26 protein-coding genes and 1 tRNA gene are annotated in these 23172 nt (G+C 67.5%); 20 read left to right on the forward strand and 7 right to left on the reverse strand.

Annotation, left to right across the window (positions count from 1 at the left end; all coding sequences use genetic code 11):
- The 8 genes from obgE to AX744_RS06205 all read left to right on the forward strand — a co-directional run.
- Positions 1 to 1106: GTPase ObgE (obgE, locus tag AX744_RS06170; protein WP_061015853.1), on the forward strand; the 1106-nt coding region annotated here is incomplete at its 5' end.
- A complete protein-coding gene (gene proB, locus AX744_RS06175; RefSeq protein WP_046749239.1) occupies positions 1103 to 1888 on the forward strand; it encodes a glutamate 5-kinase in 786 nt (261 codons plus the stop codon). The genes obgE and proB, both read left to right, overlap by 4 nt.
- A 9-nt stretch (positions 1889 to 1897) precedes the next feature.
- Positions 1898 to 3151, forward strand: a complete 1254-nt coding sequence (locus tag AX744_RS06180) for a glutamate-5-semialdehyde dehydrogenase (RefSeq protein WP_061015855.1) — start codon at positions 1898 to 1900, stop codon at positions 3149 to 3151.
- A gap of 65 nt (positions 3152 to 3216) precedes the next feature.
- Positions 3217 to 3441, forward strand: a complete 225-nt coding sequence (locus AX744_RS06185; RefSeq protein WP_021198522.1) for a hypothetical protein — start codon at positions 3217 to 3219, stop codon at positions 3439 to 3441.
- A 6-nt stretch (positions 3442 to 3447) separates the two neighbouring features.
- Positions 3448 to 4053 carry a nicotinate-nucleotide adenylyltransferase gene (gene nadD, locus AX744_RS06190; protein WP_021198523.1) on the forward strand — a complete coding sequence of 202 codons (606 nt, stop codon included), beginning with the start codon at positions 3448 to 3450 and terminating at the stop codon, positions 4051 to 4053.
- Entirely contained in the window at positions 4050 to 5210 is a 1161-nt protein-coding gene (locus AX744_RS06195; RefSeq protein WP_061015857.1) for a hypothetical protein, read from the forward strand. Before nadD ends, AX744_RS06195 begins: the two co-directional genes overlap by 4 nt.
- Complete coding sequence (gene rsfS / locus AX744_RS06200; protein ID WP_046749236.1) at positions 5210 to 5593, forward strand: ribosome silencing factor; 384 nt, start codon at positions 5210 to 5212, stop codon at positions 5591 to 5593. Before AX744_RS06195 ends, rsfS begins: the two co-directional genes overlap by 1 nt.
- Position 5594: 1 nt before the next feature.
- Entirely contained in the window at positions 5595 to 6284 is a 690-nt protein-coding gene (locus AX744_RS06205; RefSeq protein WP_061015858.1) for an SDR family oxidoreductase, read from the forward strand.
- 18 nt (positions 6285 to 6302) lie between these two features.
- Here the strand turns inward: AX744_RS06205 and AX744_RS06210 are convergent, their stop codons facing one another.
- Entirely contained in the window at positions 6303 to 7958 is a 1656-nt protein-coding gene (locus tag AX744_RS06210) for a dipeptide ABC transporter ATP-binding protein (RefSeq protein WP_058631411.1), read from the reverse strand.
- A gap of 169 nt (positions 7959 to 8127) precedes the next feature.
- On the opposite strand from AX744_RS06210, the gene AX744_RS06215 reads away from it, so the two are divergent.
- The 8 genes from AX744_RS06215 (at position 8128) to AX744_RS06250 (ending at position 16374) form a co-directional block, all read left to right on the forward strand.
- Positions 8128 to 9333 (forward strand): dipeptidase, encoded by a 1206-nt coding sequence (locus AX744_RS06215; protein WP_046749234.1) that lies wholly within the window; start codon positions 8128 to 8130, stop codon positions 9331 to 9333.
- The gene (locus tag AX744_RS06220) at positions 9333 to 10952 is read left to right on the forward strand and encodes an ABC transporter substrate-binding protein (RefSeq protein WP_061015860.1); all 1620 of its coding nucleotides are present in this window, start codon (positions 9333 to 9335) and stop codon (positions 10950 to 10952) included. Before AX744_RS06215 ends, AX744_RS06220 begins: the two co-directional genes overlap by 1 nt.
- Positions 10953 to 10984: 32 nt before the next feature.
- A complete protein-coding gene (locus AX744_RS06225; RefSeq protein WP_046749232.1) occupies positions 10985 to 11947 on the forward strand; it encodes an ABC transporter permease in 963 nt (320 codons plus the stop codon).
- Positions 11944 to 12843 (forward strand): ABC transporter permease, encoded by a 900-nt coding sequence (locus AX744_RS06230; protein WP_179516394.1) that lies wholly within the window; start codon positions 11944 to 11946, stop codon positions 12841 to 12843. The genes AX744_RS06225 and AX744_RS06230 overlap by 4 nt, the downstream gene beginning before the upstream one ends.
- A gap of 9 nt (positions 12844 to 12852) precedes the next feature.
- Entirely contained in the window at positions 12853 to 14031 is a 1179-nt protein-coding gene (locus tag AX744_RS06235) for a M24 family metallopeptidase (RefSeq protein ID WP_058631409.1), read from the forward strand.
- Positions 14032 to 14059: 28 nt separating this feature from the next.
- Complete coding sequence (locus AX744_RS06240; protein ID WP_061015862.1) at positions 14060 to 14959, forward strand: alpha/beta fold hydrolase; 900 nt, start codon at positions 14060 to 14062, stop codon at positions 14957 to 14959.
- Positions 14956 to 15990: an Lrp/AsnC family transcriptional regulator gene (locus tag AX744_RS06245; protein WP_058631419.1), complete on the forward strand. Its 1035-nt coding sequence runs from the start codon at positions 14956 to 14958 to the stop codon at positions 15988 to 15990. The genes AX744_RS06240 and AX744_RS06245 overlap by 4 nt, the downstream gene beginning before the upstream one ends.
- A gap of 99 nt (positions 15991 to 16089) precedes the next feature.
- On the forward strand, positions 16090 to 16374 hold the full coding sequence (locus tag AX744_RS06250; RefSeq protein ID WP_046749229.1) for a hypothetical protein: 285 nt from the start codon (positions 16090 to 16092) through the stop codon (positions 16372 to 16374).
- Positions 16375 to 16477: 103 nt separating this feature from the next.
- Here AX744_RS06250 and AX744_RS06255 read toward each other — a convergent pair whose 3' ends face one another.
- From AX744_RS06255 to AX744_RS06275, 5 genes are all read right to left on the reverse strand, one after another.
- Positions 16478 to 17152, reverse strand: a complete 675-nt coding sequence (locus AX744_RS06255; protein ID WP_061015863.1) for a CueP family metal-binding protein — start codon at positions 17150 to 17152, stop codon at positions 16478 to 16480.
- Between the two features lie 70 nt (positions 17153 to 17222).
- On the reverse strand, positions 17223 to 17816 hold the full coding sequence (locus tag AX744_RS06260) for a DUF305 domain-containing protein (protein ID WP_061015865.1): 594 nt from the start codon (positions 17814 to 17816) through the stop codon (positions 17223 to 17225).
- A gap of 102 nt (positions 17817 to 17918) precedes the next feature.
- Positions 17919 to 18398 (reverse strand): DUF6153 family protein, encoded by a 480-nt coding sequence (locus AX744_RS06265; protein WP_231728748.1) that lies wholly within the window; start codon positions 18396 to 18398, stop codon positions 17919 to 17921.
- Positions 18399 to 18459: 61 nt separating this feature from the next.
- Complete coding sequence (locus AX744_RS06270) at positions 18460 to 18648, reverse strand: hypothetical protein (RefSeq protein WP_061015867.1); 189 nt, start codon at positions 18646 to 18648, stop codon at positions 18460 to 18462.
- Positions 18649 to 18971: 323 nt separating this feature from the next.
- Positions 18972 to 19044: transfer RNA gene (locus tag AX744_RS06275), tRNA-Ala, on the reverse strand.
- 160 nt (positions 19045 to 19204) lie between these two features.
- Between AX744_RS06275 and AX744_RS06280 the strand changes: the two genes are divergently transcribed.
- Positions 19205 to 20275, forward strand: a complete 1071-nt coding sequence (locus AX744_RS06280; RefSeq protein WP_058631403.1) for an NAD(P)-binding domain-containing protein — start codon at positions 19205 to 19207, stop codon at positions 20273 to 20275.
- On the opposite strand, the gene AX744_RS06285 is transcribed toward AX744_RS06280, so the two are convergent.
- A complete protein-coding gene (locus tag AX744_RS06285; protein ID WP_061015875.1) occupies positions 20262 to 21284 on the reverse strand; it encodes a DUF2804 domain-containing protein in 1023 nt (340 codons plus the stop codon). The genes AX744_RS06280 and AX744_RS06285 overlap by 14 nt on opposite strands.
- 124 nt (positions 21285 to 21408) lie before the next feature.
- On the opposite strand from AX744_RS06285, the gene AX744_RS06290 reads away from it, so the two are divergent.
- From AX744_RS06290 to AX744_RS06300, 3 genes are all read left to right on the forward strand, one after another.
- On the forward strand, positions 21409 to 22200 hold the full coding sequence (locus tag AX744_RS06290) for a hypothetical protein (RefSeq protein WP_061015869.1): 792 nt from the start codon (positions 21409 to 21411) through the stop codon (positions 22198 to 22200).
- Positions 22197 to 22724 carry a hypothetical protein gene (locus AX744_RS06295; RefSeq protein ID WP_061015872.1) on the forward strand — a complete coding sequence of 176 codons (528 nt, stop codon included), beginning with the start codon at positions 22197 to 22199 and terminating at the stop codon, positions 22722 to 22724. The genes AX744_RS06290 and AX744_RS06295 overlap by 4 nt, the downstream gene beginning before the upstream one ends.
- 28 nt (positions 22725 to 22752) lie before the next feature.
- Positions 22753 to 23172, forward strand: a 420-nt coding sequence (locus AX744_RS06300) for an NAD(P)H-binding protein (RefSeq protein ID WP_157543529.1), incomplete at its 3' end; no start/stop codon positions are given.

Here is a 23172-nt window from a genome sequence, read left to right on the forward strand (position 1 = left end):
CCCCCAAGCGCAAAGCACCGGGCTTCGCCCTGCTCGGCACGCCCGGATACGAGGGCGACGTGGTCCTCGAACTGAAGACGGTCGCCGATATCGCTCTCGTCGGCTACCCGTCCGCCGGCAAGTCGAGCCTGATCGGCGCGATCTCGGCCGCGCGGCCCAAGATCGCCGACTACCCCTTCACGACCCTGCACCCGAACCTCGGCGTCGTTCAGCAGGGCGACTTCCGCTACACCGTCGCGGACGTGCCCGGTCTCATCGAGGGCGCCAGCGAGGGCCGCGGGCTCGGTCTCGAGTTCCTCCGCCACGTCGAGCGCTGCTCCGCACTGCTGCACGTGCTCGACTGCGCGACTCTCGAGCCGGGACGCGATCCGATCTCCGATCTCGACGTCATCCTCGCCGAGCTCGGCGCGTACGAGGTCCCCGAGGGACAGACTCCGCTGCTGGAGCGCCCGCAGCTCATCGCGCTGAACAAGATCGATGTGCCGGAGGCGCGCGACCTCGCCGACCTCGTCCGCCCCGATCTCGAGGCTCGTGGGTTCCGCGTGTTCGAGATCTCCACCGTCTCGCACGAGGGGCTGCGCCCGCTCACCTTCGCACTGGGTGAGCTGGTGGAGAAGGCCCGCGCCGAAGCGGCGCTCGAGACACCGCCGGAGCGCGTCGTGATCCGCCCGCGTGGTTCCAAGAAGGACTTCACCATCCGGGTCGAGGGCGGCACCTACGGCAACGTGTACCGCATCCTTGGCGAGAAGCCGGTCCGCTGGGTGCAGCAGACCGACTTCCAGAACGAGGAGGCCGTGGGCTACCTCGCGGATCGACTCGAGAAGCTCGGCGTGGAGGACGAGCTGTTCCGACTCGGCGCCGTGCAGGGGTCGACCGTCGTGATCGGCGAGGGCGACAGCATCGTGTTCGACTGGGAGCCCACCATGACGTCCGCCGCCGAGGCGATGGCCGCGCCGCGCGGAACCGACCCGCGTCTGGCTCCGAACGCACGCCGGACCACCTCCGAGCGCCGTGAGCAGTACTACGAGCGCATGGACGCGAAGGCCGAAGCCCGCGCCGAGGTGGAGACGCAGCGTCTCGCCGCGTACCGCGAGGACGGCGAGTGACAGCACGCACCCGCGCGGACCTCGCCACCGCGTCCCGCATCGTCGTCAAGGTCGGGTCGTCCTCGATCAGCGGGGACTCCTCATGGCGGATCCCCGTCATCGTCGAAGCCCTGGCTGCGGCGCACGCGCGGGGGATCGAGGTCGTGCTGGTGTCGTCGGGTGCCATCGCGTCCGGCATCCCCTTCCTGCGGCTGGATGCTCGTCCGACCGACCTCGCGACCCAGCAGGCCGCGGCCGCCGTCGGCCAGAACATCCTGATGTACCGCTATCAGGAGTCGCTGCGTCCGTTCGACATCGTCGCGGGCCAGGTGCTCCTGACGACCGGTGACCTCGAGAACCCGACGTCGCGTTCCAACGCCCGTCGCGCGATGGAGCGCCTGCTCGGCCTGCGCACGCTTCCGATCGTCAACGAGAACGACACGGTCGCGACACAGGAGATCCGCTTCGGTGACAACGACCGGCTCGGTGCGCTGGTGGCTCAGCTGATCGAGGCGGACGCCCTCATCCTGCTCAGCGACATCGAGTCGCTGTACACGAAGCCTCCGACCGATCCCGGCGCCGAGCCGATCGACGTGGTCGCGCCGAACGCCGATCTCACCGGCCTGGAGTTCGGGGCGACCGTCGTCAACAGCGTGGGCACCGGGGGAGCGGCGACCAAGGTCTCCGCCGCCCGTCTTGCCGCGGCGTCTGGCATCGGTGTGCTGGTCACCAGCGCCGACCTCGTCGCGCAGGCCCTGGCCGGCGCCGAAATAGGGACCTGGTTCGAGCCGGCCACCTCATAAACTGGGCGGATGACCGACCAGACCCCGCAGGTGCGCCTGGAGCGCGCCAAAGAGGCCTCTCGCGCCACGGCTGCGCTCACGAGCGATGAGAAGGCGCGAGTGCTCGAAGCGATCGCTGTGGCGCTGAGCGATTCCGCTGCGCAGATCATCGAGGCGAACGGTCGTGACATCGCCCGCGGACGCGCGGAGGGCATCGGGGAGTCACTCATCGATCGGTTGCGTCTCGACGAGAAGCGTGTCGCGGCACTGGCGGCCGCCGTGCGTGAGGTCGCCGCTCTCGGTGACCCGGTCGGGCGCGTCGTCGGCGGCCACCGGATGCCCAACGGTGTCGCCCTCGAGCAGGTGCGCGTACCTTTCGGCGTCGTCGGCGCGATCTACGAAGCCCGCCCCAACGTGACGGTCGACATCGCCGCTCTGGCGCTGCAGTCGGGCAACGCCGTCGTGCTGCGTGGCGGGAGCGCCGCCCGTGAGTCGAACACCGTGCTCGTCGACGTGATGCGGCGGGCGGTGGAGAGTGCAGGGCTCACAGCCGAGGCGATCCAGACGGTTGACGACTTCGGCCGGGACGGCGCGAAGGCGCTCATGCACGGGCGAGGGTTCATCGACGTCCTGGTGCCGCGGGGAAGTGCCGGCCTCATCGAGACCGTCGTCACCGAATCGAGCGTGCCCGTGATCGAGACCGGGGCAGGCAACGTTCACATCTTCCTGGATGAGACCGCCCCGGACGACTGGGCGAGCGACATCGTCGTGAACGCCAAGGTGCAGCGGCCGAGCGTGTGCAATGCGGTGGAGACCGTGCTCGTGCATCGACAGGCGGCACCGCGTCTGATCCCGCTGGTGGCCAGCGCGCTGCAGAGCGAGGGCGTCGCGATCCACGGCGATGACATGGTCGTCGGCCTCATGTCGAACGTGATCCCCGCCACGGAGGAGGACTGGAAGACCGAGTACCTCAGCCTCGACATCGCGATCAAGGTCGTGGAGTCCCTTGACGAGGCGCTCGACCACATCCGCCGCTACAGCACGGGTCACACGGAGTCGATCATCACGACCGACACGCGCAATGCGGAGCGCTTCCTGGCCGAGGTGGATTCCGCCGTCGTGATGGTGAACACGTCCACCCGCTTCACGGACGGCGGCGAGTTCGGCTTCGGCGCGGAGGTCGGCATCTCGACCCAGAAGCTGCACGCTCGAGGGCCGATGGGCGTCGCAGAGCTGACCAGCACGAAATGGCTCGCGCGTGGGTCGGGGCAGACCCGCGGCTGAGGGCTAGACTGGGGGACGCTGTACCTCACAGGATCCCGAACAGCACGCCACGAAACGGAGTCAGGATGAACCTCGTCGCACAGATCGCGATGGCCGCTGCCGAAACAGAGCACCACGGCAACGTCGCGCTCGAAACGGTGATCTTCGGAGCCATCGCTGCGGTCGTGTTCGCCTTCCTCGGACTGGTGACCTTCTCCTACAAGAACGTCGCCAACCGCCACTCGGCCAAGGCAGAGGCCTGGGCCGCACAGCACGGCAAGGACGGCCACGAGGCGGGACACGGCCACTAGGCCCCCATGAACGACGCTGCGACCACGCGCCCCCCGCGCATAGGTGTGATGGGCGGCACGTTCGACCCCATCCACCATGGCCACCTGGTCGCAGCCAGCGAGGTGGCGAACTCCTTCGGCCTCGACGAGGTGGTGTTCGTTCCCACCGGTCACCCGTGGCAGAAGTCGGGCGTCTCGCCGAGCGAGCATCGCTACCTCATGACGGTGATCGCCACCGCGTCGAATCCGCAGTTCACCGTGAGCCGGGTCGACATCGACCGTGAGGGGCCCACCTACACGATCGACACGCTGCGCGATCTGAAGCGTGATCGCCCGGATGCGGACCTCTTCTTCATCACCGGAGCCGACGCCGTGGCGCAAATTCTCAGTTGGAGGGACCATGATGAGTTGTGGGAGTTGGCCCACTTCGTCGCGGTCTCGCGCCCGGGACATGTCCTGAGCACCGACGGCCTCCCGAGCGACAACGTCAGCCAACTGGAAGTGCCGGCGCTGTCGATCTCATCGACGGACTGCCGTGAACGCGTTCGCGACGATCAGCCGGTCTGGTATCTGGTCCCTGATGGGGTCGTTCAGTACATAGCGAAGCATCATCTGTATCGGAGCAAGGCATGAGTACATCGGATCGCCAGGAGCAGGGTCCGCTGACGCGCAAGCAGCTGCGGGAGATCCGTCTGACGGGTTCGACCCCCGTCATCACCAGCGAGGAGGCCGCCGCCGCGGCGGAAGCCGCGCCCCCCGCGCCGCCGCTGCCTCGGGCCGCCGACCCCGTGGAGGTCGCACCGGCACCGGTCGTCGACGCCGCGAACGGTGACGCACCGCTCACGCGTCGTCAGGTGCGCGAGCTCGAGAAGGTCCGCACGGCCTCCGTGCCGGTGGTCACACCGGAAGGCACCTCGGAAGACGGCGTCGCTGCTGCCGGCGACGGGGAAGCGGAGCAGCCCGCCGAAGCGGGCCCCTCCGACGCCGCTGCCGCGCCCGCGGAGATCGTGTCGGGCGTTCCTGACTTCACCCGCAACGAAGAGCCGGGCGATGCCGACGACGACGATGATGATGACGTCGCCGTAGAGCCCGTCCGGGCATCGGTCGCCACAGACGCGGTGGGCGAGGTCCCGCTGGAGACCACGGCGGCGTCCACGGGCGATGAGGACGATGTGGCTGCGGCCCTCGGGCTTCCCGCCCAGGCAGAGGACGCCGGCGAGCAGGATCCTGACGACGTGCTCGCCGATGTCGACGACGCCGGGGATGAGGTCGTCGGCGACGCACGCCCGACCGTCAACTCCGCTTTCGGCGAGGGGCTGCTCGCAGACGCTCCCGACCCGCACGCGCCCTTCCGCCCGTCTTTCGATGAGCTGCTCACGGTCGGCGACTCGACCGGCTCCCAGCACTCCGCGCCGAATGCGCTGATCTTCACACCCTCTCCCGGAGAGGGATCGCTCTCCGGTCCCGTCGCATCGACCGGCGAGATCCTCGTGACGGGGTCGTACGAACTGCCGCAGGGCATGGGTTCGCAGGGCCACGCACTCGGAACCACCGACGGCAAGGATGTCGACGCCGTTCTCATCGACGGCGAGCTTCCCCCCGCGTCGTCGCCTACGCCGATCGCCGCCAGCTCGGCGGTCAGCACCATCAAGCCCGCCGGCGAGGTGATCCGTCCGCCGGCGCCTGAGAAGGGCAACCGGCTGATGATCACCCTGGCGATCGTCGCCGGAGGGCTTGCCCTCGCTGTCGGTGTCGTCGTCATCATCGCCATCACCACGAATGTGTTCTGATGCAATCACCTGAAACCGCCGAAGAGATGCTGCGTCTGGCAGCACAGGCCGCCGTCGACAAGGGCGGAGAGGATCTCGTCGCACTCAACGTCTCCGAGCCGCTTCCGCTCGTCGACATCTTCCTGCTCGTCACCGGAAACAGCGAGCGCAATGTCGCCGCGATCGCCGACGAGATCGAAGACCGCCTGATCGAGTCCGGGCACAAGCGCGTCCGCCGAGAGGGTCGGGCGGAGGCTCGCTGGGTGCTGCTCGATTTCGGTGACCTGATCGTGCACGTGTTCCACCAGGAGGAGCGCGTGTACTACGGGCTGGAGCGTCTGTGGAAGGACTGCCCCGTCGTTCCGATCGACGTGGCGGTGCCTGCCGCCACCGACCAGGGCTGACGTGTCAACGCACCTCGTCACCGGTGCGGGTTCCGGCATAGGGGCTGTTCTCGCTAGACGGCTCCTGGATCGCGGCGACGACGTCGTGGCGCTCGCCCGCGATGCCGGGCGTGCCAGACAGATCGCGGAGACGCTTCCCGGAGCTTCCGTCCTCGTCGGAGACCTCTCCCAGCCGGGGCGACTGTCGTGGGCGCTGTCGAAGCAGCAGCTGCCCGACCGGATCGATGCGCTCGTCCACGTCGCCGGCGTCGTCGACCTCGGCGATGTGGCTGATCTCGCTCCCGCGCTGTGGGAGCAGCAGCTCGCCGTGAATCTCATCGCCCCTGCCGAGCTCACGCGCCTGCTTCTGCCCGTCCTGCGCGTGTCACAGGGGCAGATCGTGTTCGTCAACTCGGGAGCGGGCCTCCGCGCCAACGCCGGGTGGTCGGCGTATGCGGCGTCGAAGCACGGTCTCCGTGCGCTTGCCGATGCGCTGCGCGCCGAGGAGGCCGCGCACGGAGTGCGGGTGACGTCGATCTATCCCGGCCGCACAGCCACTCCCATGCAGGAGCGCGTGCACCAGCAGGAGGGCCAGGACTACGACGCCGAGCGGTTCATCACGCCGGACGCGGTCGCCACGACCATCCTCACGGCGCTCGATCTTCCACGCGATGCGGAGATCACCGACCTCACGGTGCGACCGGGGCGCTGACTCCGCGCTGCTCCGCGTTCACGCGCTCATTCGGGTGCGGCGCGCGAGCATGCCCCGGTCGGCGCGTGTCTGGGGAGGAATGGCCGAGAGCAACGACCGGGTGTAGGGGTGCTCTGCGCGAAGGTAGACGTCTTCGGTCTCACCGATCTCGACCATCTCGCCCAGGTACATGACCGCGACGCGGTCGGCGATGTGCCGCACGAGGGAGAGATCGTGCGCGATGAAGACGATCGACATTCCCAGTCGCTCCCGCAGCTCGCACAGCAGGTCGATGATCTGTGCGCGGATCGACACATCCAGCGCCGAGACGGGTTCGTCGCACACCAGGACGTCCGGGTCGAGTGCGAGTGCCCGAGCGATGCCGATGCGCTGACGCTGTCCGCCGGAGAACTGGTGCGGGAAACGCGAACCCATCTCGGCGGTGAGGCCGACGAGTTCCAGCAGCTCGGCGACGCGCTCGCGCCTGCTGGACGGCGTTCCCGAGTGCGTCGCGGCGAGCGGTTCGGCGATGATCTGCTGCACGGTCATCCGAGGGTTGAGTGACATGTAGGGGTCCTGGAACACCATCTGCACCCCACGCCGCAGGATCTTCCGATCGCGGAGCCGCCCTCTCGTCACATCCTGGTCGCGGTAGCGCAGGGTTCCCGCATCGGGGGAGTCGAGCCCGACCAGCATCCGCGCCAGAGTCGACTTGCCGCTTCCGGACTCGCCGACGATCGCCAGGATCTCGCCCTGGCGGAGGTCGAGGTCGACGTCGGCTACCGCGGCGACCCGGTGCGCACGGCGCCCGCTTCCCGAACGGAAGGTGCGCTCGAGGCCGCGTCCCTCCAGGATCGGCGGGGTGTCGGCATCCTGCGCCGCCGGGCTCACATCTCGCGGCATCGAGTTCAGCAGCTGCACCGTGTACGGATGCTGCGGCTCGGTGAGCACGACGTCGGCGGATCCCGTTTCGACGATGCGACCGGTGCGCATGACGGCGACCTGATCCGCGACCTCCATCACGACACCGAGGTCGTGCGTGATGAGCAGGATCCCCATTCCGAGTCGATCACGCAGGGAGAGCAGCAGATCGAGGATCTGGGCCTGCACCGTCACATCGAGCGCGGTCGTCGGCTCATCCGCGATGATGAGATCAGGGTCCAGCGCGATCGCCATGGCGATCAGGATGCGCTGGCGCTGGCCGCCGGAGAACTGGTGCGGATAATCGTGCACACGCTTGTCGGGGGAGGGGATACCGACGAGGGCCAGCAGCTCGACCGCGCGCGCCTGGGCGGCGCTCCGGCCGATGCTGCGGTGAGCACGGATCAGATCGATGATCTGATCGCCGATGCTGAGGACCGGATTCAACGCGGAAAGGGCGTCCTGCATGACCAGGCTGACGTGCACACCCCGCAGGCGCCTGTGCTGTTCGGCGGAGAGGGAGAGGAGATCGGTCCCGCTGAGCGTCAGGGTGTCCGCCTCCACATCCCCGTTGTCGATGAGGCCCATGATCGCGCGGGCGGTCATGGACTTTCCTGATCCGGACTCGCCCAGCAGCGCGAAGACCTCGCCCCGGCGCACGGTGATGTCGATGCCATCGACCACGCGGTTGCGCCGGCCTTCGCCGGTGAGGGTGACGGTGAGTCCCTTGACGTCCAGGACGACGGTGTTCCGGGGGGCGGGTGCGTTCTCCATGGGTGCCATCATGCCAGCTTCCAGCCTCTGAATTGTTTCGAACAGGAAACATTTCGTCTGGAAATAATCACAGCGGTTGACATCTATGCCGAAATCCTCCAGATTCGAGGAAACTCCCGCTTGGTGACCGAGTGGGACACCCGCATCATCGAACCGAAGGAGCGCATCCGTGCTCGAACAAGCTGGCCGGTACACCGGCTACACCGCGTACGACTATCTGGAAGCCGGCAAGGACTACCGCGAATTCCGCTACGCCAAGCAGATCGGCCGCGTCCCGGCATACGATCTCGGCCTGAGCGATGCGCAGCGCGAACGCACCGAGCGCCTGCTCCGCGAGGAGACCGTGATCTCCCTGCACGAGCACGTGCAGGTCTTCCCCGAGGACATGGGCGAGCTACGCGACCACATCCGCCAGGGTCGCGAACCCACCGGCTACCAGGGTCTCGCCCGTTCCGGACTCACGGCCGTGTTCGACAACGGTATGGACGGCACCTGCTGCATCTCGAGCGACGCAGGGTGGAAGTACCAGGACGTGCTGTTCGACCTCGGTGTTCGCATGGCCGACCTCGCGCACCAGGACTTCGTGATCAAGGCCGAGTCGATCAAGGACATCCGCCACGCGGCGGAGACCGGCCGAGTCGCGCACATCTTCGCGCTCGAGGCGTCGACCATGATCGAGAACGAGGTCGACCGCCTCGACGTGCTGTACGGCTTCGGCGTGCGTCAGATGGGCATCGCCTACTCCGAGGCCAACATGCTCGGAGGCGGACTGAAGGAGCGGGGCGACGGCGGACTGACATACTTCGGCGAGCGCGCGGTCGAGCGGATGAACAAGCTCGGCATCGCGATCGACATCTCCCACTCCGGGGACCAGACGTGCCTCGATGTGATCGCCCACTCGACGAAGCCGGTCTTCATCACGCACGCCGGTGCTCGTGGGCTGTGGCCGACCAACCGCATGAAGACCGACGAGACGATCATCGAGTGCGCCAAGCGCGGCGGTGTGATCGGCATCGAGGCGGCTCCGCACACCACCATCTCGCCCCAGCACCCGAAGCACTCGCTGGAGTCGGTGATGGATCACTTCCAGTACTGCGTCGACCTGGTGGGCCTGGAGCACGTGAGCTTCGGACCGGACACGCTGTTCGGGGACCACGTCGGCCTTCACGACGCGTTCTCCTCGAACCTGTCGCTGGGGCAGGCGCACGCCAACGTCGACTACGAGAAGCAGCCGTACGTCGACGGCATCGAGAACCCGGCCGAAGCCTTCTACAACATCATCGGCTGGCTTGTGAAGCACGACTACTCCGACGACGAGATTCGCGCCGTCGTCGGAGGGAACACCATGCGCGTACTCGAGGAGGTCTGGGTCTGATGAAGTACAGCAAGTTCCTCGCCCTCGGTGCGGCCGCGGCTCTCGCCGTCGGTCTCGCCGCGTGCGCCCCGTCCGCGCCGGAACCGGGGGAGTCGTCCGGCTCCACCGGTCCGAGCGACGAGACGATCAGCATCGGCACGACGACGGATGTCGTGAACTTCAACCCGGTGCTCGGCAACAGCAGAACGGATTCGTGGATCACGAACCTGATGTATCCGCACCTGCTGAGCATCAGCGACGACGGCAGCAAGGAAGCCCACGTGGCCACGGATTGGGGCTACGTGGATGACACCACGGGCTTCTACGAGATCCGCGACGACCTCACCTGGAGCGACGGCGAGCCCCTCACCGCCGAAGACGTGGCGTGGACCCTGAACGCGGTCAAGCGCGATCAGGCCCCCGGCACGTTCTACGGACAGCTCGGCAACCTCGACACCGCGACAGCCGTGTCGGACACCCGTGTCGAGCTCACTCTCACCCAGCCGGACTCGTCCATCGTCGAGGAGATCGGGTTCTGGGGTGTCGTCGTCCCGCAGCACGTCTTCGAGCCGAAGGGATCGATCGCCGAGTTCGCGAACGACGGCAGCGACGGGGGATGGGTGGGCATGGGCCCGTTCATCATGAGCGACTTCCAGGTGGGTCAGCACTACACGCTGAAGCGCGTCGAGGACTACCCGCTCGTCAAGGGCGGCGTCCCTGGACCCGCCGAGGTCGTGTATCGCGTGTATCCGGACGTGAACACCGAGATCCTGGCACTGCAGAGCGGCGAGATCGATGTGATCGCGAACGCGCTGCCGCCGGCACAGGTCGAGCAGCTCGGCAACACCGACGGTCTGCAGGTCATCGAGGCTCCGGGGCTCGGCTACGCCCACCTGGTCTACAACATGGACAGGCCGGACCTCGCGAAGACCGAGGTCCGTCAGGCACTCGCCCATGCCGTCGACTACGACGCGATCCGCACTGTCGTGCTGCAAGGGCAGGCCGTCTCGACGGGCTCCAGTGCGCTGATGCCGGTGCTCGCGAAGTACTACGACAAGTCGGTCAAGGAGTACGAGTTCGACCCCGAGAAGTCGCGCTCGCTCATGGAGAAGGCCGGCTACGCGGCGGACGCGAGCGGGAAGTTCCCGGTCTCGTTCCGGCTGATCTACTCGCTGCAGGACAGCGTCACCAGCCAGTGGGCCCAGATGGTGAAGGACAGCGCGGCAGAAGCCGGCATCACGATCGAGCTGCAGGGCACCGAGCGCAACACCTACCTCTCCATGACAAGCGAGGGCGACTACGACATCTATGCGGGCAACTTCGCCATCATGGACGACCCGGTGACGAACTTCTCGCTGTCGTATCTCCCCGGCGGGGCGATCAACTACACGCACGTGGACGATCCCGACCTCAACGCCCTGATCGAGGAGGGAATGGTCACCTTCGACCAGGACGAGAAGATCTCGATCATGCGCAAGGCGAACAAGATCGTCCATGAGCAGGTCTACGACAACATCATGTACACGCAGAACCTGTTCTTCGCAGCCAGCGACGAGTGGGCCGGCTTCATCGCGAAGCCGAGCGAGCTGCTCTCGATCGTGAACCCGCTCTCGCTCGCGAGCGCGCACCCGGTCGAGTAACAACCACCGAAATCTCGAGGAAGGTCGCCCGGGTGTCCCGAGCATCGTTCATTCTCCGTCGCGCCGGTCGCGGTCTGCTCACGATCTGGTTCGCCGTGACCGTGACGTTCCTGCTGCTGCGTCTGCTTCCCGGTGACCCGGCGCTGGCGCTGGCGAGTCCGAACATGACGGACGACATCCGGGCGACCATCCTCGAGCAGTACGGTCTGGACCAGCCCCTGATCGTGCAGTACGGGCTCTACATGTGGCAGCTGCTGCAGGGGAACCTCGGCATCTCTTTCACACAGTCGATCCCGGTCACGGACGTCCTGCTGCAGCGGTTGCCGTGGACGCTCCTGCTGACCATCACGGCGCTGGTGCTCACGATCCTCATCGGAGTACCGCTGGGTGTGGCCGCGGCTTCCCACAAGGGACGGTTCGTCGATAGGGCGGTGCAGGTGCTCGGAGTCACCGGGCAGTCGCTGTTCGTGCCGAGCGTCGCGATCCTGCTGCTGTTCGTGTTCGGTCTGAATCTGGGGTGGTTCCCGATCGGTGGGGCCTACACCAACAACACCTACGGCTTCGAGTGGTATCTGAGCGTCGCGCAGCACCTCGTCCTGCCGGCGGTATCGCTCATGCTGATCCAGGTGGGCTCCTACGTCCTGACGATGCGATCGACGTTGATCGAGACGCTCGGCGAGGACTACATCCTCCTCGCCAAGGCGAACGGCATCCGCGGCAGCCGCATCCTCTGGAAGCATGCGTTGCGCAACGCCCTGCTCCCGACCACCACCCTGATCGGACTGCAGCTCGGCTTCCTGGTCGGCGGCGCCGTGCTCACGGAGACGGTGTTCGCCTACCCCGGCATCGGCCGTGGCATCTACGAAGCAGTCACCCAGCTCGACTTCCCCGTCCTGCAGGGTGCGTTCCTCATGCTCGCCGTCACGGTGGTCGTGGCGAACACCATCACCGACATCATCTACGGCTACCTGGACCCGAGAGTGAAGACCTCATGACCGCTCCGATGCCCTCCGCAGAGGCCCTGACCCCGAGTGAGCCGACCGCTGCAGGCAGCGAGCGGGCGAGCGCCCACACCTGGCGTGCGTTCCGCCGTGACCCGCTCGGCATGATCTCCCTCGGACTGCTGATCCTGCTCGTGATCGTGGCTCTCGTCGCGCCTCTGATCGCTCCGTATCCGGCCAGCTACGGACCCGACGTACTGCGTCCGCCGAGCGGTGACCACTGGTTCGGCACCGATGCTCTCGGGCGGGACGTGTTCTCCGAGGTGATCTGGGGCACGCAGCAGAGTGTGCTGGTGGCCGTGGCGGCCTCGCTGATCGCGATCGTCTTCGGCACGATCATCGCGGTCCTCGGAGCGTACTTCCGCAAGCTCGACAGCTTCATCAGCGTGATCGTCGACATGACGCTCTCGCTCCCCGTGCTGCCGCTCATGATCCTGATCGCCGCGTTGGTGGGGCCGAGCACATCGACCATCATCTTCGTGGTCGCCGCGTTCTCCTGGCCGGAGGTCACCCGCCTCGTGCGTTCTCAAGCGCTCACGGTGGTCGGTCTGCCCTACGTCGACGCGTCGCGGCTGATGACCACGTCTCCGGTGTGGATCATCACCAAGCACGTGCTGCCCGCTGTGACCCCGGTGGTCGTCGTCTCCGTGGTGGTGACGGCCTCACGGGCTGTGCTCTCGGCCGCGGGACTGGCCTTCCTCGGCCTCGGCGACCCGACGACCTGGTCCTGGGGGCGCATCCTCTACGAGGCGCAGCAGGCCGGTGCGATGGTCAGCGCCTGGTGGCTGACGCTTTTCCCCTCGATCGCGATCCTCATCCTGGTGCTCTCCGCGACACTGCTCTCGATCGCCTACAACGACGCGCGCAACCCGCGCCACCTCGCCCGATAGGAGACCGTGATGACCGAGTTCGACCAGCGTCTCGCGCCCGAGTTCTTCGACCGGGTACAGACCAGGGTGCGCGAGCGGATGGCCGAAGCGGGTTTCGATGCCTTCCTCACCGATCACCCCGAGGACATCGCGTACCTCACCGGTTTCTTCCACCACCCGTCCGAGCGTCCGGTGGCGATCTGGCTCGAGGCGGGAGGCCGCGTGGTCATGCTGCTGCCCGAGCTGGAACGCGAGTACGCCGAATCGCAGTCTTCCCGTGCGGAACTGGTCGCGTTCTTCGAGTATCCCGGCGTCGTCGCGCCCTTCGAAGTGCTCGCCCGTGCGGTCTCACCTCGCGGGCGGGTCGGGTTCGCGGCGTCGATGCCGTCCGCCCGCCTGTCTGCGGCGAGGGAGGCGATGCCCGATGCCGATCTCGTCGCCTCGGGGCTGCTCACCCGCGCCCGCTACGTGAAGTTCCCCGAGGAGGTGGAGCTGCACCGTGAAGCGGCCCGTGTCACCGACCGGATGCTCGACGCCGGCGTGCAGCTGGTGCAGGCGGCGGTCGCGGCCGGGGGAGATCTTCCGACCGAGGCCGAGCTCGAGCGACACGTCACCGCGACCGGCACCGGCATCATGTACGCCGAGCACCGCAATGTCGTCGTCGCGTCACTGCTGGCCGGGGGACTGGTCTATTCAGGGCCCAATTCCGCCTTCCCGCACGGGCTCCCCTCGGTGAACCGTCTCAAGGCCGGCGACACCTTCATGCTCTCCCTGGGCTGCGCGGTCGGCGGTCGGTTCATCGAGGGGGAGCGCACCTTCGTGCTGGGCGAACCCACCGCGCAGCAGCGGCGGTACCACGACGCGATCCACGCGGCACAGCTGCGCGGTCGCGAGACCATCCGTGCGGGGCTCGAGTGCCGTGAGGCCAACCGCCTGTGCCTCGATGTGATCCGCGACGCCGGACTCGGAGAGTACATCCGGCACCGGCAGGGGCACGGCATCGGTCTCGGCATGCACGAGGCGCCATGGCTGGAAGACGGAGACGCCACGCAGCTCGAGGCGGGAATGGTCGTCTCGAATGAACCCGGTATCTATGTGCCGGGCCACGCCGGCTACCGGATCAGCGACAGCATGCTCGTGACCGCCACCGGCGCCGAATCCTTGACCACCTTCCCGCGCAGCCTCGACGAGTGCACGATCGCGCTCTGACCCACGGAATCCGAGAGAAGCAGAGAACATGACATCCACCCCGCCGGTATCCCCGGAGTTCGCCGCAGCCACCAGTGACCACGAATGGGTCGAGATCAACGGGAACCACCTGGCCGTCGAGGTCCTCGGTCCCGAGGGCGCTCCGGTCATCATCACCCATCACGGAGCCCCCGGCCTCGGGTCCCGCGCCGAACCGCGAGCCAGTTTCGGTCGACTCGCCGACGAATACCGCGTCGTGGTGTTCGATGCGCGCGGCAGCGGAGCGAGCGAGGGCCTCGGCACCTACAGCCACGAGCAGTGGGCGGCGGACATCGACGGTCTGCGGGAGTGGATCGGTGCGGAGAGGATCGTGATCGCCGGTGGCTCGTACGGCGGTTTCATGGCCATGGAGTACGCACTGCGATACCCGGAGCACGTACAGGCGATCGTGCTGCGTGACACCTCTCCGGACAACTCCAACGCTCACCTGGCGCGTGAGAACGCCCTCGCCTCGGACCGTGTCACGATCGACATGGAGAAGTTCGACCGCATCGACGTCGGACAGGTCCACGACGACGAGGACCTGAAGGACTGCTGGCGCGAGATCCTGCCCCTGTACGACTTCGTGTACGACCCGGAAGCGACCGAGCGCAAGGTGCAGGCGACGCCGTACCGCTATCGCGCGCACAACTACGCCTTCTCGGTGAACCTCCCGAACTACGACCTCAAACCGCGCCTGCCCGAGATCGGTGTGCCGACACTCATCACCGTGGGCCGGACGGACTGGATCACGCCAGTATCGTGTAGCCAGACGATCGCCGATCTCATCCCGGACTCCGAGATGGTGGTGTTCGAGAAGTCGGGGCACTCCCCGCAGATCGAGGAGGCAGAGGCGTGGACGAAGACCGTGCGCACGTTCCTGCACCGGGTGTACCCGCCGACCCGATGAGCAGCGTCGATCTCACGAGGGAAGTGAGCGACCTCGACCGACGGATCGTCGTCGCGCTGCAGCAGGACGGCCGAGCGAGTTGGACGTCGATCGCCGAGTTCGCCGGAGCCGCCGTCTCCACGGTCACCCGACGCGGACAGCAGCTGCTCGCCGAGGGGCTGGTGCGGGTCGGGATCGTTCCGACGCTGGGCAGTGAAGGCCATGTCGAGACCTTCTTCGTCCGGATCAACTGCACGCCCGGTTCCCAGCTGAGCGTCGCGCAGGCTCTGATCGGTTCGCCCTACGTGCGGTTCGTGACGCTGGTCACCGGCAAGTTCGACGTGTTCGCCGAGGTCGTCATCCCGGGGGATTCCGCCACCTACGCGCACGTCCTCACGGACCTGCAGGCGATACCGGGTGTCGAGCGTTGGCGCAGCGACCTGGTCGTGCACACCTACAAGGTGAGCTTCGACTGGGGGAGGCAGCTCTACGACGCGCACGCCGAAGCCGCGAGCGATCCGCAGTCGTACATGCCCGCGCCGAACACCTGCGATCCCACGCACTTCGATGACGCGGACCGCGCGATCGTCGAGGAGCTTCGACACAACGGTCGTGCCTCCTTCCAGTCGATCGGCGACAAGCTGGACATGAACGAGAGCAGCGTCCGTCGCCGGTACGAACGCATGCGCAACGGCGGGTGCTTGACGACCGTGACCATGGTTCCGGCGTCCGCACTCGGCATGAGCGCCGAGACACTTCTCATCCTTCGGGTGGAACCCTCTCGGATCGCCTCGGTGGCACGCACCCTCGCCCAGCACGTCTCGGTGCGCTTCCTGGCCGCAGCGCTCGAGGAGAACTCCCTCTACTGCGAGATCATCCTGCCGAGCACCGAGACGCTCCACGACTTCCTCACCGGGACCATCGCGCACCTCAAGGGAGTCAGAGGATGGAACGCGGCCATGGAACTGGTGTTCATGAAGCGAGGATTCATCGAGACACCCTGGTGGCGCGCGCAGGTCGCCTCCGCCGAGGCCGCCGACAACGCCTCCTGACCCCGCGGCGGCATCCTTCGCGAGCAGTGTCAAGGGGCTTTGCGCGAGCCGAACCGTGGCGCACTCTTTGAGGAAGAGAGAGTCCTGGAGGGCCCGCATATGTCTGAACTTCCGGATCCACGTTTCATACTGAATCGCATCACGGCGTCGGAGTGGGTGATCAACGACCTCCGTTACTCGCCGAACGATCCGCGCCATGTGGTGGCGTGCGTGTACGAACTGGCCGAGACCGAGGTCGAGGTCACGTGGCTTCGCGATCTTCCCCTCGCGTCCCGATACGGTACGGCCTTCGAAGTGCTGGAGGACGTCGAGAGGATGCGCGGGTCGAGCAGGGCCACGCGTCCGATCTCGATCTCGCACGTGCCGCCGCTGCTCGCGACCTAGCAGGCCGCACGTCGACAGCAGAAGCGCACCCCTCCGTACACGGAGGGGTGCGCTTCTTCATGCCACGCGGCGGCAGGACGAGCTCAGAGCGTCGTCGATCGGCTCACCGCAGCTGGAGATCCGTGATGCAGGTGCGGTCGTCGGGAGAGGTCGTCGACAGTGGCACGGAGCCGATCTGTCCCTGGCTCTCGACGGTCAGCGTCGTCTCGAGGCCGCGGGGCACCCATACGCCGACGAAGCCGTTGTCCTGGGTTCGTCGGGTCTCGTCGACCACAATGCTCCCGTCGTCGGTCGTCAGGGTGACACGGACCTCCGTGTCGGCGAGCTCGCCCACGCACGTCGTGAGGCTGTGGAAGTGGCACTCGTGGGTCTGATCGCGGAACGGCGCGATCGAGACGTAGACGGCGTCGTCGGGCAGGGGAAGTCTGCCCTCTCTGCCCCTGGCGTCTCGAAGCACGAGCGTGTCGGGCTGCACCGAGGCGAGGAGGTCATCAGGACGATCCACGAGGGCCGTCGCCTCGAGCCGCGCGATCACCTCGCGGACGTCGAGCTCCGCCAGATCGTGTACGGCGAGCAGCTCTTGTGCCACTGCCTCCGAGCCGGCGTCCGTCGATGGCGTGGAGGCCGATTGCGAGGGTGAGGTCTGCGAGGGCGTCGTCTGCACGCCGGCCGAGCATCCGGTCAGGGCGATACCTGTGGCAGCGAGGGCGGCGAGCGTGACGGACAGCCGACGCCGCTGGAGCGTGCGGACGACGGCGGGCATGGTGGGGAGGTTCATGGCGTGGTTCCTTCGTGCGGAGGAGGGCCGGTGTCGCGCTGCGCGGCGCCGACACCGGCCCGGGGATGGGTCAGAGAGAGGAGAGGAGGTCCTTCATCTCCTGGATCTCCTCCGTCTGCGCGTCGATGATCGTCTGGGCGAGCTCGACCGCTTCCTGGTCGCTTCCTTCGTCGACCTGGGTCCGCGCCATCTCGACGGCCCCCTCATGGTGCGCGATCATCTGCTCGAGGAACAGTCGGGAGGCCTCGGCGCCGTCGGCCTCGCGGAGCGCCGCGAGGTCGTCGTCGCTCATCATCCCGTTCCCGTGATCCATCGCACCCGCGTCGCGATCGTCGGGGCCGACGCCCCACTCGTCGAGCCAGCCTTCGAGCTGTTCGATCTCCGGTCCCTGAGCGGTCTTGATCCGCTGGGCGAGAGCGGTGACGGCCGGGTCGACCCCGGGAGTCGCGAGCACGATGTCGCTCATCTCGAAGGCCTGCTGGTGGTGGACGATCATCATCGAGGTGAACATGATGTCCGCCTCGTCGACGCCGGCGGGTGCCGACGACGAGCCGTGGTCCATCCCCGGCATCGAGCCGTCAGTGTCGCCGGTCGCGCAGCCGGACAGCAGCAGGACCGTGGACAGGGCGAGTGCGGTAGTGACCGCAGCACGGATCTTCTTCATGGTGTTCTCCAATACGCATAGTCGTCGCGCGCACGCCGATGACGGCGCGCGCAAGGTGAGTGGTGTGGAGCCGGGCACGAGGGGTGCGGGCTCGACGGCCGCTCAGGTGCGACTGATGCAGAGAACGTGAAGCGAAGGGGCTTGGGGGAGCGCGCGGGAGGTGAGGGCCCCGGTCGGAGAGGACCGGAAGACGGTGGTTGCCCAGGCCCGGAGCGCACCGGGAGCGATGACCAGCGCGAGTGCGAGCAGCAGAGCGAGTACGCACATCATCGCCATGCCGGCGTGGTCGTCACTGCCGCAACCTGCACAGGACATGTCGCCGGCGTTCGTCGAGTTCCCGGAGGGGTGAGCCTGCGCCGCGCCGTGCGGAGCCGCCGCATGGTGAGCGGGCGTCGTGGCGGTGTCGCTCACCGGCATCGCGACTGCCGCCGGTGCCTCGGCGGATGGCGTCCCGTGCAGATTCAGGGTGTGCATCCCCAGGAGTCCGAGGATGATCGCGGCTACGAGGAGAACGGCGCACAGCACACCGCGGAAGACGCTCGATGAGCCTCTTCCTGACCGCGTCGCCACCACCGGTGCCATGAGGCAAGTCTAGGCGGAGCGGTGGGAGTCGACGGGGTCCAGGGCGGATGCCTCCGAATGCTCAGTCGTCGTGGGTGTCGTCGTCGTCCGCTGCTGCGGCGATACGGTCGGCCGCGGCGCTGTCGACGAGTGCATCGTCGACGTCGGCATCGAGGACACGCTCGCCGTCGACATCTCGCGTCGGTACACCGGCGGCGTCATCGTCATCGGGGCGGATCGGAGGCACGGGAGGAATGATGGGGTTCGACATGGTCGCGTCCTTTCGTGGAGATGCCTTCACGGTAGGGCGCGCGTCGACGATGCTGCATCGGGTTGACGGTCGGGAAGGGGCGCGCTAGGCGCCTCAGCGCTCTGCATCGACCGAGCGGTCGGGGCGGGGTGATAGACCGACTGGCGCTCGACAGCGGCCGCAGCGAAATCGCCGTCGCCGTTGACGACCTGTCCGCGACGCAGCACGATCCGAGCGGCGCGCCCCTCGGCCCTTGAGAACGGCGCCACGCAGATCGGGGTCGGCGTCCCGGTACACGTCCCGTGAGACGAAGAAAGCCCCCGGAGAACCGGGGGCTTTTTCTGTGGACCTGAGGGGACTCGAACCCCTGACCCCCTGCATGCCATGCAGGTGCGCTACCAGCTGCGCCACAGGCCCAGACGCTGTTCCGAACCAGCCGGAGCAACTTGAAAAGAGTACTACACGAATCGACGGGAGCACCAATCGGTGGGGGCATCCCGGGCGCGTCACGACGGATGAGGGCGCGGATGAGAAGGCGCGGAGGAACAAGCACGCGGCGTCGCGTGTTGGATCCGGCGTGAGCATCCTCGACAGTCTGGTGATCGGCGCAGGACAGGCCGGTCTCTCGACATCGTTCCACCTGTCCCGGCTGGGTATCTCGCACGTGGTCCTCGATGCGGACGAGCGCCCGGGTGGCGCATGGCAGCATCGGTGGGACGCGTTGACGATGCGAGACGTGCACGGCGTTGCAGAGCTGCCGGGAGACACGCCTCCTGCCCGCGACGGTGCTCGCGCCAATGAGGCTGTGCCGGCGTACTTCGCGTCGTACGAGCGGAGGCACGCACTTCCCGTGCTGCGCCCCGTCCATGTGGATCGGGTGGAGGACCGCGACGGTCTCCTGGCCGTGCGAGCCGCGGAGGGGGAGTGGACGACCCGCACCATCGTGAATGCGACCGGTACCTGGTCCCATCCGTTCCTCCCGCATTTCCCCGGCATGGAGACGTTCGTCGGAGAACAGCTGCACACCGTCGACTATCCGGGACCGGAGCACTTCATCGGCAAGCGGGTGCTGGTCGTGGGCGGTGGCGCCTCAGCCGTGCAGTTCCTCGGCGCGCTGGCCCCGATCACCGAGACGCTGTGGGTCACACGCCGTGAGCCGGTCTGGCGCGACGACGACTTCACCCCGGAGGCGGGAGCCGCAGCGGTCGCGCTCGTCGAGCAGCGCGTCGCCGCAGGGCTTCCTCCGCAGAGCGTGGTCAGTGTCACGGGACTCATGCTCCGCGCGCAGGAGCGGGAAGCAGAGCGTCTGGGCGCCTACGCGGACCGGCGTCCGCTGTTCGAGCGCATCGAACCCGACGGTGTGCGCTGGTCCGACGGCAGCTTCGAGCGGGTCGATGCGATCCTGTGGGCGACCGGCTTCCGACCCGCGATCGGTCATCTGGCACCATTGCATCTGCGCAGCGCTGCCGGAGGCATCCAGCTCGACCGGAACGGACGCGGAACGACCGCCGTCCGCGATCCTCGCGTGCAGCTGGTCGGCTACGGGCCGTCTGCGAGCACGATCGGCGCGAATCGGGCCGGTCGCTCCGCGGCGAAGGGCGTGCAGCGCGCGCTGAAGTCCGCAGAATCGCGCGTCACCAGCGGTTGAGCACCTCTTCAGCGAACCCCTCGATGCCGTCCACGCGCACCCGTGTCCCGGTGTCGTCGAGCACCCAGCCCGACCAGACGCCGAACAACTGGTCCGTGGAGCTGGCGATCACCACGGCATTGGTGCGAGAGCGCTTGTCGTAGAACGGTGTGAAGGTGAGATCGGCCTTCACTCCGTGCACGTGCCACGGGCGCATGAAGTGTCCGGGGTCGTAGTCCCACACGAGTTCCTCGCTGATCTTCGACAGTCGCCCGTCGACGAGCAGCGCATTCTCGGTCGCCCCGGAACCGTCGGTCCACTTCGCGCCGAGTTGCAGTCCGATCACGCGTCCGTCGACGACCCCGCTCGCGGCCGCCCAGTTCCACTGCACCCGGTACGGCCAGCGTCCGCGACCGTGATCGAGCACCGCCCAGCTTCCCGCGGGTACGTCGTGCGCGATGCCGTCCACCGTCACCGTGCCGCTGGCCGGACGGGCGACGTCTTTCACCGTGTACTGGAACCGGGGAATGCCGTCACCCGTGCGCCACGGCACGACGACCCCCAGCGCCTCATGCCCTGCGGGACGACCGGCGAGCAGGTCGAATGAGACGCGAGGTGCACTCCCGCGCAGGCGGGTGCCGTCGAAGCTCTCATCGACGTCCACCGTGATCCGACGGGTGCGCGCCCTCGCGGGCCCATCGCCGATCGACGCAGGCAGCGTCGCACTTCGGCTCCCGGGTGAGATCACCGTGGCGCCGATGTCATGCCCGGTCGCGCGATCGAGCACCCACACCTCGTGGAGCGACATGTAGTCGACGCACGACACCGTGAACGCGATGATGTGGGACGGTGTCATCACGTTCCAGTACTCCCACCGCTTGTTGCGGCCCCAATGTCCGCGCCCGGGGATGCCGGAGGTGTCGTGGACAGGGGTGCGCGACCATCCCAGCGCATCCCGGTTCAGTTCCCCGTCCGGGGTGGTGAGAGACACAGGCGCGGTGATCTCGCGCTCGATCAGCGGTGTGGGCATCGTCGTCCTGCTGTCCGGAGGACACCTCGGGGCGGTGTCGTTGCCCCGAGTGTAGAGGACGGTGTTCCGCACGAGGAACACCCTCCGGGCGGGGAGGGGATCGGACTCTGGATACGCTGAGAGCATGCTCCGCATCGTGTTCCTCGTCGTCTGGCTGCTGCTCTCCGCCTGGCTCGTCGTGTGGGTCGGCGAGGGCCTGTTCGGAGTCGATCAACGACACTCGATCCTTCCCTTCGCCGGAGAGGACACCCTGGGCGCCCCGATCCTCATCGGCGTCGCCTGGGGGCTGCTGCTGACCTTCGGCGGCATGCTGTCCGGCCTCGGGCGTCGCAAGACGGTGCGCGGAGAGACGCAGATCGGTGTCGGCACGATCGTCGACGTCAGCCGGACCGGTCTGACCGTCAACGATGTGCCGCAGTACGACCTGTTCATCCGCGTGACCCCGAACAGCGGGGAAGAGTTCGTCGCCCAGATGCGGATGCTGGTCGACGCCTCTGACATGTCCGCCCTGCAGGTCGGACTTCCCGTGCCGGTGCGATACAGCCTCATCGACCAGGACACCGTGGTGCTCGCAGACCTCACCGATCCCGCGGTGCGTGACGCCATGCTCCAGTGGAGGATCGAACGGGGGCTGATCGACCCGTCACAGGTGCGCGCCCGCACGAGCGGGACCGCGGTGACGGCCTCCGTGCTCGAGGTCCGTCCGACGGGGCGACGTCGCGAAGGGCAGAGCGAGCTCGCGCTCCGTGTGCTGATGGCACCGGAAGGCGTGGCGACCTGGGAGGCGGACACCACCGTGTTCGTGTATCCGCAGGCCATCCCGCATCTGCAGGTCGGCGCTCCGGTCTGGGCGTACTACCGGCGGGAGGACCCGCATACGGTCGCGGTGACGATCGAGAAGGAGGCGGGACGATGAACCCGATGGACACCCTCATCTGGCTCGTGAACTTCCCGGCGTCGCACGGATACGCGATGGTGTTCATCGCCGGTTTCTCCATCCTCGGCCTGTTCGCGCTCTCCGCCGGCGGAACCGCGCCGGGTGGTGAGTTGCGGGCTATCCGCCAGAGGGAAGGGCTGCTGCGCCCCGATCAGCGTCCGCGCGGGCGGGCCGGGGCTGCGATCGTACGCATCGGGGCGCGGATCCTGGCTTTCCTCATGCTCGCCTGCCTGGTGATCGGCATCCTCAGCCTCATCGGAGTTCCGGTGACCCGCGCGTACATCTACGACAACGGACGGCCGACGGCGGCGACCCTCGACGGCGACTGGGTGACGTTCACGACAGCCGAGGGCGTCGAGTACACGCTGGAGAGCAATTTCTTCACCCCGGCCGTGTACCCGGACCGCGACGCCTACATCCCCGGTGGCCAGCTGATCGTGGTGCGTTACCTCCCCGACCATCCGCAGGCATTCGTCATCGACAGCGACCAGACCCCGCGCTGAGGTCGGAGAGGGCGCGTAGGGTGAAGGTATGTCGCGAATCATCGTCTTCGGCGGCCACGGCCGCATCGCCCTGCTGCTCGCGCCGCTCCTCGCCGCACGGGGAGACGAGGTCACGGGGGTGATCCGGAACCCGGAGCATTCCTCCGAGGTCGAAGCCGGTGGGGCGAGAGCCCTGGTCGCCGACGTCGAGAGCATGGACGTCGACGCGCTCGCCGAGATCATCCGCGGGCACGATGCCGTCGTCTGGTCGGCCGGCGCGGGTGGGGGGTCACCCGAGCGCACCTATGCCGTCGACCGTGACGCTGCGCAGCGTTCCATGGACGCGGCGGAGCGCGCAGGTGTCCGGCGGTACGTGATGGTGTCGTGGCTCGGCTCCACCGCCGACCACGGTGTCCCGCGGGACGACTCGTTCTTCCCCTACGCCGATGCCAAGTGGGCTGCCGACGAG

Origin of the sequence: Microbacterium sp. CCH5-D1 (assembly GCF_001557335.1) — a bacterium.
Classification (GTDB): Bacteria; Actinomycetota; Actinomycetes; order Actinomycetales; family Microbacteriaceae; genus Microbacterium; species Microbacterium oxydans.